The following is a 9,917-nucleotide window of genomic DNA, read 5'->3' as shown; positions in this document are numbered from 1 at the left end:
GGCCATGGAACCACCCGTGGCGGCGGGCGCCCGCGGGCGGGGGCCGGGGGGGGGGGGGCTCCGCCCCCCCCCACTAACCGGCGGGGCGCGCGGGGGGGGGCGGGCCGCGGGCCCCCCCCCCCCCACTGCGTTGCCGTGCATTGTTCCCGGCCCGCAGTCGCGGGTAAGGTAAGGGTTACCTCACTGATGATCACCGGGATCGGACGAGGCGCCCTTACGGAGGTGAACCCGCGTGTACGTCTGCTCCTGCTTCGGCATCACCGAGCAGCAGGTCCGCGAGCACGCGGACCGGGGTGCCTGCACGCCCCGCCAGGTCGCCTCCGCCTGTAAGGCCGGCACCGACTGCGGCGGCTGCGTCCGCCGCATCCAGGCGCTGCTGGGTCGTGGCGCGTGCCCCCGTCGCGAGCTGATCGACAGTGGTGTCCCCGACGCGCTGCGGTCGGAGTCCGAGTCATGGGGCCAGGCGCCCGACGCGCGGGGCGCGGCATCCGGGCCGCTGGCCGCGGAGGTGGCCGCACCGGGGCCCGCGGACCTCCGGGCGGCCGCGTAGCCCCCTGGGGCGCCCCGCCGGTGCGCACCGTACTGGGCCGTCAGCTCGGCTGCTCGATCAGCTGGGCGATGTAGAGCGCTTCCCCGAGCTTCTCGACCAGTTCCAGCTGGGTGTCGAGGTAGTCGATGTGGTGCTCCTCGTCGGCGAGGATGTCCTCGAAGATGTTGGCCGAGGTGATGTCCCCCTTGGCGCGCATGACCTCGATGCCGCGCTTGAGCCGGTCGATGGCCTCCACCTCGACCTGCCGGTCGGCCTGGAACATCTCGGTGACGGTCTGGCCGATGCGGACGTGGAACAGCCGCTGGTAGTTCGGCAGCCCTTCGAGGAAGAGGATGCGGTCGGTCAGCACCTCCGCGTGCTTCATCTCGTCGAAGGACTCGGCGCGGGTGTACTTCGCGAGCTTCGGCCAGCCGAAGTTCTCCTGCATCTTGGCGTGCAGGAAGTACTGGTTGATCGCGGTCAGCTCGGCGGTCAGCTGCTCGTTGAGGAATTCGATGACCTCGGGGTCGCCCTGCATGGCTGCGGGCCCCTTTCACGCGAGTTCTGGGCAAGTGCCGCGCATCCTCGCACCGCGCCAAGCGGCCGTCCAGTAAGTTCACACTTAGTACGAGTTGCCCGATTCCGTCCCGCCCTGGTCATCGGCACCCTTCGGGGTCTGACACCATGGGGGCATGGGTCAGCCGGAGAGTCGCGAAGAGGAGCCTGTGCTGCCTCCGGGACAGCGGCTACAGCGGGGCTGGCCAGTGACCCACTACGGACCGGTCCCGAAGTTCCGCCCCGAGCGCTGGGAGTTCCGGGTCTTCGGCGCGACCGCCGACGGCGCCAAGCACTGCTGGACGCACGAGGAGTTCACGGCCCTGCCGTACACCACCGTCGTCGCCGACATGCACTGCGTCACCAAGTTCAGCATGCTCGGCGCCGAATGGGGCGGCGTGCTGACCCGGACCATCCTGGAGCTGGCGCCGCCCGCGCCGGAGGCCACCCACGTGATGGTGTGGGCCGAGTACGGCTTCAGCTCGAACCTCCGGCTCACCGACTTCGGCGCGGAGAACTGCCTCTTCGCCACCCACCGCTCCGGCGAACTGCTCACCGCCGAACACGGCTTCCCGGTCCGGCTCATCGTGCCGCACCTCTACGCCTGGAAGGGCCCCAAGTGGGTCCGCGGCATCGAGTACATGACCGCCGACCGCCGCGGCTTCTGGGAGGAGCGCGGCTACCACAACCTCGGCGACCCCTGGCAGGAGCAGCGCTACTCCTACCAGGAGGAGCCGGGCGAGGGCCCGGAACTCTAGAGCCGCCCGCCGGTCCGGTATCCGCTCAGGGCACCCGCAGCTCCTTCAGCCGCGCCACGTCCGCGGCATGGCCCTCCTCGCCGCCCGGGGTCTCGATCACCAGCGGGACGCCGCTGGTCGCGGGGTGGGCGAACAGCTCGGCGAACGGTTCCGCGCCGATGTGGCCGGCGCCGATGTTCGCGTGCCGGTCCTTGTGCGCGCCGACCACGTCCTTGGAGTCATTGGCGTGGATCAGCTTCAGCCGGCCCTCGCCGGTGACCTCCACCAACTCGTCCAGCAGCGCCTTCATGCCACCCGGCGCCGCCATGTCGTGCCCGGCCGCGAACGCGTGGCAGGTGTCCAGGCACACCCCGAGCCGCGGATGCCGGTCCAACGCGTCGAAGTACGGCCCCAGATCCTCCGCCAGCGAGCACAGCGAGGCGCCCTGGCCGGCCGTTGGCTCCAGCAGCAGCCAGGGGTCGTCGTCCCGCGTCAGCTCGTCCAGCAGCGGTCGCATCTCCGCCCTGACCTGCGCCAATGCTGTCTCCCGTGGACGCCCGCCGGTCGCCGAACCGGTATGCACGACCACCCCGAGCGCGCCGATGTCCCGGCCACGACGCAGCGAGTGGCGCAGCGACACCACGGACTTCTCGACCGTCGCCGCGGTGTGCGACCCGAAGTTGATCAGGTACGGCGCGTGCACGTAGGCGGGGATGCCCTCCTCGGCGCACGCCGCGCGGAACGCCGCGTCCTGCTCGGGATTGCCGGGCGGGGTCGCCCAGCCGCGCGGATTGGCGACGAAGACCTGGACGGCCTCGCAGCCGATCTGCCGGGCGTACGGCAGGCCGACCTTGGCCAGGCCGCCGGCCACCGGCACATGGCCGCCGACCGGATTGCGTGCGCGGGCGCGCTGCGCGGCGCCCTCGGGGGACAGGGGAGTACTCACCCTCCCAGGGTGCCAGGTGCCCCGCGGCCGCCCGCAGGGCACCTGGGCGGAACTACAGCGCGCCCTTCAGCCGGATGGTGATCGTGCTGCCCTTGGGCGCCTGTGCACCGGCCGCGACCGACTGGGACGCGACGCTGTCCTGCGGGAACAGGAACGGCTTGTCCACCGTGACCTTGAAGCCGAGGTCGGTCAGCGCCTTGGTGGCGTCCGCGGTGTTCTTGCCGCCGACGTCCGGGACGGTGACCATCTCCGGGCCCTTGGAGAGCGTCAGGGTGACGGTGTCGCCCTTGCCCAGCGTGGTACCCGCGCCGGGCGACTGGCGGGCCACCGCGTCCTTGTCCTGCGGTGCGAAGACCGGCTGATCGGCGAACTGGACCCGGAAGCCGGCCTGCCGCAGGGCCGCCGCGGCGTCCTCCCTCGCCGAACCGACCACGTTCGGCACGTCCGCCGGCGCGCCCCGGCTGACGGTGAGCGCCACCGCGGTGTCCGGCCGCCGGGTGCTGCCAGCCGCCGGGTCCGTACGGATCACCGACCCCTTGGCGACCTCGTCGCTGAACGCCCGGGTCTCGGTGCCCGGCACCAGGCCCAGGTCGCGCAGCTTGCGCCGGGCGTCCGCGAGCGGAGTGCCGGCCAGGTCGGGGACGGCGACCTTCTCCGGGCCGCGCGAGATGACCAGGGTGACCGTGCCGTTGCCGCGGATCCGCAGGCCGGTTTCCGGATCCGTCGCCATCACGTGGCCGCGTTGGACGTTGGCGCTGAAGCCGCGCTCCACCTTGATCCGCAGTCCCGCGTCGTGCAGCGCCTTCTGTGCCTCGGCCTGCGTCATGTCCAGTACTGCCGGGACGTGGGTGAACTGGCCGACGTTGATGTACCAGATGCCGGTGCCGAGGCCCAGGACCAGCAGCACGGCCGCCACGATCGTGGCGGTCCGCCGCCGCCGGACCCGCCCGTCGGCCGGTGCCGCGGGCGGTGTGGGCGGGGGCCGCAGCCGGGTGGTCCGGCCGTCCGCAGGTGCGGCGTCCGCCGGCGGCATCTCCAGTCGGCTGGTGCGGTTCAGCTCCGCCTGGCCCTCGACGGGCAGCGCGAGCTGTACGCCCGCCGGGCGCGGTATCACGTCGGTCCGCTCGTCGTCCGCGGTCGGCTCCTTGGCCTGCGGCGGGACGAGGTCGAGCTGTGCGTCGGTCAGCTGCGCGCGGGCCGAGCGGGCCCGGGCGAGCAGCGCCACCGCGTCGTGCGGGCGCTGCTCGGGGGCGCGGGCGGTGGCCGCCGCGACCAGCTCGTCCAGCTCGGGTGCCAGGCCCGGCACCAGCTCGGAGGGCGGGGTGACGTCGTCGTGCAGGTGGCTGTAGAGGATCTGCGCCGCGGAGCCGCCGGTGTGCGGCTTGCCGCCGGTGAGCATCTCGTAGAGCACCACGCCGCAGGCGTAGACGTCGACCCGGGCGTCCGCGGTGCCGTGCTCCATCTGCTCGGGGGCGAGGTACGAGACGGTGCCCAGGACCGAGCCGGTGGAGGCGGTGGTGTGCGTGTCCACCGCGCGCACCAGGCCGAAGTCGGCGACCTTGACCCGGCCGTCGTCGCCGATCAGGACGTTCTCCGGCTTCATGTCGCGGTGCACCAGGCCGGCGCGGTGCGCGGCCCCCAGCGCGGCCAGGATCGGCTCCAGGATGTCCAGCGCGGCCCGCGGCTGGAGGGCGCCGCGTTCGCGCAGCACATCGCGCAGGGTGCAGCCGGCGACGTACTCCATCGCCAGATAGACGTAGGTGCCGTCGGTGCCCTGGTCGAAGACGCCGACCACGTTCGGGTGCGAGAGCCGGGCGACGGACTTGGCCTCGCGGATGAAGCGGTCGACGAACGCCCCGTCCACGGCCAGGCTCGGGTGCATCACCTTCAGGGCGAGCACGCGGTCCAGCCGGGTGTCCACGGCCTGGTAGACGGTGGCCATGCCCCCGGCGGCGATGCGCGCCTCGACGCGATAGCGACCGTCGAGCAGCTGGCCCACGAGAGGGTCCTGCAACGTCGTATCCACGGCAGACGAGTCTACGAGCCCGAACCGACACCCCGGACGCCCCGGCCGCACCTGCCCGGGAACGCAGCGGAACCGTGACAACGGGGCGGACGGCGGTCCGGGGCCCGGCGCGGAATAATCCGGACCCGGCGGTGGTCGCACGAAGGGGTGGCGCCCGCGGCCGCGACGCCACACCGCACCAGAGGGGGGACCTGATGACGACGCTCCAGATCGGCGCGCTGGCCCGGCGGACCGGCACCACCGAGCGGCTGCTGCGCTACTACGAGGAGCAGGGGCTGCTCAACCCCCGGCGGACGGCCGCCGGCTACCGCGTCTACCAGGAGGCCGACGTCGCCCAGGTCCGCCGGATCCGCACCCTGCTGACCTCCGGGCTGAACACCGCCACCATCGCGCAGGTGCTGCCCTGTCTGCGGGACGACGACGGTCGGCTGGTGCCCACGTGCCCGCAGCTGGTCGGCGAGCTCCACCGGGAGCGCGCCCGGCTCACCGGCTCCATCGAGGCCCTGATGGCCTCCCGGGACCTGCTGGACGAGGTGATCACCGCCGCGCCGTCGGAGTTCACCGCCCCGCCGGAACTCGCGGACGGGGTCGGGGCGGCGGCGGACCGGGTGGGCGCGGCCGCCGGACCGGCCTGAGCCCGCCGCCCGCCCCCACTTCCACGGCGCCGCGGACCCGGCCACGATCCACCCGGACCGGCCCCCTAGAAGGCCGGCCGCTCCGGGTCCAGCTCCGCGACACCGTCGATCGGCGAGGACGCCAGCGCGAAGTGGCGGCGGGGGATCCGGCCCGCGCGGTGGGCCAGCCGGCCCGCCTCCACCGCGTGCCGCATCGCCGCCGCCATCAGCTCCGGTTCCTGCGCCCGGGTCACCGCCGACGCCAGCATCACCGCCGCGCAGCCCAGCTCCATGGCGAGCGCGGCGTCCGAGGCGGTGCCCGCGCCCGCGTCCAGGATGACCGGGACGCCCGCGCGCTCGGTGATCAGCTGGAAGTTGTGCGGATTGCGGATCCCGAGGCCGGAGCCGATCGGCGAACCGAGCGGCATGATCGCCGCGCAACCCACGTCCTCCAGCTTCCGGGCGAGGACGGGGTCGTCGTTGGTGTACGGGAGGACGGTGAAGCCGTCGTCCACCAGGGTCTCGGCGGCGTCCAGCAGCTCCACCGGGTCGGGCAGCAGGGTCCGCTCGTCGGCGACGACCTCCAGCTTGACCCAGTCCGTGCCGAGCGCCTCCCGGGCGAGCCGGGCGGTGAGCACCGCCTCGCCCGCGGTGAAGCAGCCGGCGGTGTTCGGCAGCACCCGGATCCCGTTCCGTTGCAGCACGGACAGCACCGAGCCCTGCACGGTCGGGTCCAGCCGCCGCATGGCGACGGTCGTCAGCTGGGTACCGGAGGCCAGCAGCGCGCGCTCCAGGACGCCGAGGCTGGGCGCGCCGCCGGTGCCCATGATGAGCCGGGACCGGAACGCGGTGCCGGCGATGGTGAGCGGGTCGGCGTCGGCGGTGGGTGCCACGGGGGAGGTCCCCCGCTCCACTGCGGTGTCGGCCATGGCCATGATTCAGCCTCCCTGCACGGCGGTGAGCACTTCGACGCGATCGCCGTCGCCGAGCGCGGTGGTGGACCACTGGGTGCGTGGCACCACGGTCTCGTTGACCGCGGCGGCCACCCCGGCCGACGCCCGGGACAGCGTGGCGACCAGCCGGTCGAGGGTCAGCCCGCCCGGGATCCGGCGGGCCGCCCCGTTGACGGAGACGGACACCGTGGGGCCGTCGGGGGCGTCAAGGGCATCGGGAGTAACGGGGCTGCTGGGGGTGCCGGGGGTATTAGGGGCACTCATACGGGCTGCTCCTCAAGGGCGCGGAGGCGCGCTGCCCCCTGGGTGAGGGGGGAGAAACGCGCGGGGGAGAAGGGGCGGGCCTCTTCCGGGACGGTTCCGGTGGCCAGCACCTCAGCCATCACGTCACCGGTGACCGGCGTCAACAGGACACCGTTGCGGAAGTGGCCGGTGGCCAGGTGGAGGCCGGGCAGCTCGGTCGGCCCGAGCAGCGGCGCGTTGTCGGGGGAGCCGGGACGCAGCCCGGCGCGGCTCTCGGTCAGCGGCAGCTCGGTGATGCCCGGGACCAGCTCGTGGGCGTCCCGCAGCAGCTCGTAGACGCCGCCCGCGGTGACCGTGGTGTCCCAGCCCAGCTCGTCGCTGGTGGCGCCGAGGACCAGTTCACCGCTCTCCCGGGGCACCAGGTAGACGGGATTGCCCCGGACCACGGCCCGTACGGTGCGGGAGAGGAACGCCTGGCCGCCCGGGGGCGGGTTCGGCAGCCGCAGTCGCAGCACCTGTCCCTTGACGGGCCGCACCGGCGGCCGCACCGCCTCCGGGACGCCGGCCAGCCGACCGCTGTGGCTGCCCGCGGCCAGTACGACCTGACCGGCCGCCAGCCGCGTCCCGTCGGCGAGTTCGGCGCCCGCGGCGCGCCCGCCGGCGGTCGTCAGGCGCTCCGCCGACGCCCGGTGGAAGACCACCCCGGCCCGCTCGCAGGCGGCCAGCAGGGCGCTCGTCAGCCGCCGCGGATCGACCTGGTGGTCGCCGTCCACCCGGAGGCCGCCGCGCACCCCGGGGGCGAGCATCGGTTCCAGTCGGCGGCACTCGCGCCCGGTCAGCCACTGCGAGTCCAGACCCGAGCGGACCTGGAGGGCGTGCAGCTCCCGTAGGTGGGCACGGTCGTCGGCGTCCAGCGCGACGGCCAGGGTGCCGCACCGCCGGTAGCCGATCCGCTGCCCGCTCGCCTCCTCCAGCTCCTCCGTGAAGCGTGGATACCGGCGCGCCGAGGCCAGGTTGAGCCCCAGCAGGGTCTCCTCGCCGTAGTGCAGTTCGGTGACGGCGGCCAGCATGCCGGCCGCGACGGCCGCCGCGCCGCCGCCGGGCGCGGGGTCCGCCACCGCGACGCGCAGTCCGCGGCCGGCCGCCCGCCAGGCGGTGACCAGCCCGATGATGCCGCCGCCGATGACCAGCACATCGGGGTGCCGGCCGTCCGGCCGCGGCGGGTCCGATGGTGTGGCAGATGGATGCATGGGCGTCCAGCCCCTCCCTTCGCCGGCATGACCCGGATCAGGTTCGTACGGTCGGAGGCCGTCCAGCCTCCCTCTCAGCCCGGTCCGTCCGGGCTCCCGCGAGTGCGTGCAGCCGCCACCCTAATACGGGCCGCGACGCGTCGTAAGGGAGCGCCCGGGGACCGGACCCCGCCGCCACGGTGCATGACGCTGTGTCAGAGATCTCCTTGCGCGCTGCTGCGGGCCGCGTCGTCCGCCGTCCTAAAGTGAGTGGGTGAGCGAGCAGAGCAAGTCTCCCCAGGCCCCTGACCGCACGCCGCGCGTGGTGATCGCCGGCGCGGGGATGGCGGGTGTGCAGACCGCCGTGGCCCTGCGCGAACAAGGCTGGCGCGGCGCGATCACGCTCCTCGGCGACGAGCCCCACCAGCCCTACGACCGCCCCCCGCTGTCCAAGGCGGTGCTGCTCGGCAAGGCCGACGGCTCCGCGTTCGACATCGACTTCGCCGGCCTCGGCATCGACCTCCACCTCGGCAGCCCGGTCACCGCACTGCGCCCGGACGCGCACGTCGTCGAGACCGACCGGGGCCCGATCCGCTACGACCACGCCGTCATCGCCACCGGCGCCGAACCGATCCGGCTCCCCGGCAGCGAGGGGCTGGCCGACGTCCACCTGCTGCGCACCCTGGACGACGCCGAGCGGCTGCGGCCGGTGCTCGCCGCCCAGCACCGGATCGTGGTGGTGGGGGCCGGCTGGATCGGCGCGGAGTTCGCCACCGCCGCCCGCGAGGCGGGCTGCGAGGTCACCGTCGTCGAGGCCGCCGACCACCCGCTGGCCGGCGCCCTGCCCGCCGAGGTCGCGGCGTACATGACCGGCTGGTACGCGGACGCCGGAGCGGATCTGCGTACCGGCGTGCGGGTGGACTCCGTCGCCCCCGGCGCGGTGACCCTCGCCGACGGCACCACCCTGCCGGCCGACGCCGTCGTGGTCGGGGTCGGCGCCCGGCCCGCCACCGCCTGGCTGGCCGGCTCCGGCGTCGCCCTCTCGCCCGCGGACGGCTCGGTCCTGGCCGACGAGCGGCTGCGCACCTCCGTCCCCGACGTCTACGCGGTCGGCGACTGCGCCTCCTTCCCGTCGGCCCGTTACGGCACCCGGCTGCTGGTCCACCACTGGGACAACGCCCTCCAGGGGCCCCGCACGGTGGCCGAGAACATCGCCCACGGACTGGCCGAGGGCACGGTCTACGACCCGGTGCCCTACTTCTGGTCCGAGCAGTTCGGGCGGTTCGTGCAGTACGCCGGTCACCACGTGGACGCCGACGAACTGGTCTGGCGCGGCGATCCGGCCGGCGCCGCCTGGTCGGTGCTCTGGCTCCGCGGCGACGGCGACGGCGACAGTGCCGGCGGGGCGGGACGGCTGGTCGCGCTGCTGGCCGTGGGGCGCCCGCGGGACCTGGCCCAGGGGCGCCGGCTCATCGAGCGGGGCGCGCTGCTCGACCGGGAACGGGCGGCGGACGCGAGCGTTCCGCTCAAGTCGGCGGTCCGGTAGCGCAGTCCGCGGCCGCACGGCTCACCCGGCGGTGTGCACGCGCCGCCCGATGGCGATGCCCGGGTACCGGCTGTCAGTGGGAGGTGGCAGGCTTGTCCTGTGACCGAGATTGACGCAAACATCGATGGACTCGTCCCCGCCTGGCTCACCCTCCCCGACATCGCCGAAGAACTCGACGTCGAGGTGACCCGCGTGCGGCAGCTGGTGAAGGAGGGCCAGCTGATCGCGGTGCGCCGCGGCGAGAACCGCGTGCTCCAGGTGCCCGCCGAATTCATCCAGGACGGCAAGGTCGTCAAGGGACTCGTCGGCACGCTGACGCTCCTGCGGGACGACGGCTTCACCGACGAGGAGATGCTGGAGTGGCTTTTCACCGCTGACGACACCCTGCCCGGCACCCCGGCGCAGGCGCTGCGCGAGAATCGCGGCACGGAGGTCAAGCGCCGGGCCCAGGCGCTGGCCGTCTGACGCACCCGCGTCCCGCAGCAACCGCACCACGCATCCGCAACCGCATCCACGCGGCGTGCGGACCGGTCCCGGCC

11 protein-coding genes and 1 riboswitch are annotated in these 9,917 nt (G+C 74.0%); of the genes, 5 read left to right on the top strand and 6 right to left on the bottom strand.

Annotated features, from left to right (window positions below; translation table 11 throughout):
* Positions 1-232: 232 nt before the first annotated feature.
* Positions 233-550: a bacterioferritin-associated ferredoxin gene (locus ACFVT2_RS40430; RefSeq protein WP_390026677.1), complete on the top strand. Its 318-nt coding sequence runs from the start codon at positions 233-235 to the stop codon at positions 548-550.
* Between the two features lie 40 nt (positions 551-590).
* On the opposite strand, the gene bfr is transcribed toward ACFVT2_RS40430, so the two are convergent.
* Positions 591-1,067 carry a bacterioferritin gene (gene bfr / locus ACFVT2_RS40425; protein WP_390026675.1) on the bottom strand — a complete coding sequence of 159 codons (477 nt, stop codon included), beginning with the start codon at positions 1,065-1,067 and terminating at the stop codon, positions 591-593.
* A gap of 154 nt (positions 1,068-1,221) precedes the next feature.
* On the opposite strand from bfr, the gene ACFVT2_RS40420 reads away from it, so the two are divergent.
* Entirely contained in the window at positions 1,222-1,842 is a 621-nt protein-coding gene (locus tag ACFVT2_RS40420) for a sulfite oxidase-like oxidoreductase (RefSeq protein ID WP_390026672.1), read from the top strand.
* A 25-nt stretch (positions 1,843-1,867) separates the two neighbouring features.
* On the opposite strand, the gene ACFVT2_RS40415 is transcribed toward ACFVT2_RS40420, so the two are convergent.
* Positions 1,868-2,767, bottom strand: coding sequence for a deoxyribonuclease IV (locus ACFVT2_RS40415; RefSeq protein ID WP_390026670.1), 900 nt, complete (start codon positions 2,765-2,767; stop codon positions 1,868-1,870).
* A gap of 52 nt (positions 2,768-2,819) precedes the next feature.
* The gene (pknB, locus tag ACFVT2_RS40410; RefSeq protein WP_390026667.1) at positions 2,820-4,793 is read right to left on the bottom strand and encodes a Stk1 family PASTA domain-containing Ser/Thr kinase; all 1,974 of its coding nucleotides are present in this window, start codon (positions 4,791-4,793) and stop codon (positions 2,820-2,822) included.
* A gap of 194 nt (positions 4,794-4,987) precedes the next feature.
* Between pknB and ACFVT2_RS40405 the strand changes: the two genes are divergently transcribed.
* Positions 4,988-5,428, top strand: coding sequence for a MerR family transcriptional regulator (locus tag ACFVT2_RS40405; protein WP_390026665.1), 441 nt, complete (start codon positions 4,988-4,990; stop codon positions 5,426-5,428).
* A 65-nt stretch (positions 5,429-5,493) separates the two neighbouring features.
* Here ACFVT2_RS40405 and ACFVT2_RS40400 read toward each other — a convergent pair whose 3' ends face one another.
* The 3 genes from ACFVT2_RS40400 to thiO all read right to left on the bottom strand — a co-directional run bounded on the left by ACFVT2_RS40400 (position 5,494) and on the right by thiO (position 7,853).
* Positions 5,494-6,336, bottom strand: a complete 843-nt coding sequence (locus tag ACFVT2_RS40400) for a thiazole synthase (protein WP_390026713.1) — start codon at positions 6,334-6,336, stop codon at positions 5,494-5,496.
* A gap of 9 nt (positions 6,337-6,345) precedes the next feature.
* Positions 6,346-6,546 carry a sulfur carrier protein ThiS gene (gene thiS / locus ACFVT2_RS40395; RefSeq protein ID WP_390026710.1) on the bottom strand — a complete coding sequence of 67 codons (201 nt, stop codon included), beginning with the start codon at positions 6,544-6,546 and terminating at the stop codon, positions 6,346-6,348.
* Positions 6,547-6,620: 74 nt separating this feature from the next.
* Positions 6,621-7,853, bottom strand: coding sequence for a glycine oxidase ThiO (thiO, locus tag ACFVT2_RS40390; RefSeq protein WP_390026662.1), 1,233 nt, complete (start codon positions 7,851-7,853; stop codon positions 6,621-6,623).
* Positions 7,851-7,963, bottom strand: a riboswitch (TPP riboswitch). Its footprint overlaps the gene before it by 3 nt.
* 143 nt (positions 7,964-8,106) lie before the next feature.
* Between thiO and ACFVT2_RS40385 the strand changes: the two genes are divergently transcribed.
* Positions 8,107-9,378: an NAD(P)/FAD-dependent oxidoreductase gene (locus ACFVT2_RS40385; RefSeq protein WP_390026660.1), complete on the top strand. Its 1,272-nt coding sequence runs from the start codon at positions 8,107-8,109 to the stop codon at positions 9,376-9,378.
* Positions 9,379-9,477: 99 nt separating this feature from the next.
* Complete coding sequence (locus tag ACFVT2_RS40380) at positions 9,478-9,843, top strand: Rv2175c family DNA-binding protein (protein WP_390026658.1); 366 nt, start codon at positions 9,478-9,480, stop codon at positions 9,841-9,843.
* The last annotated feature ends 74 nt before the right edge of the window (positions 9,844-9,917 follow it).

The sequence above is a fragment of the Streptomyces sp. NPDC058000 genome, assembly GCF_042886435.1.
GTDB lineage: Bacteria > Actinomycetota > Actinomycetes > Streptomycetales > Streptomycetaceae > Streptomyces.
The sequence above is the reverse complement of the archived record's forward strand: the minus strand, read 5'-3'. Positions and strand labels throughout refer to the sequence as shown.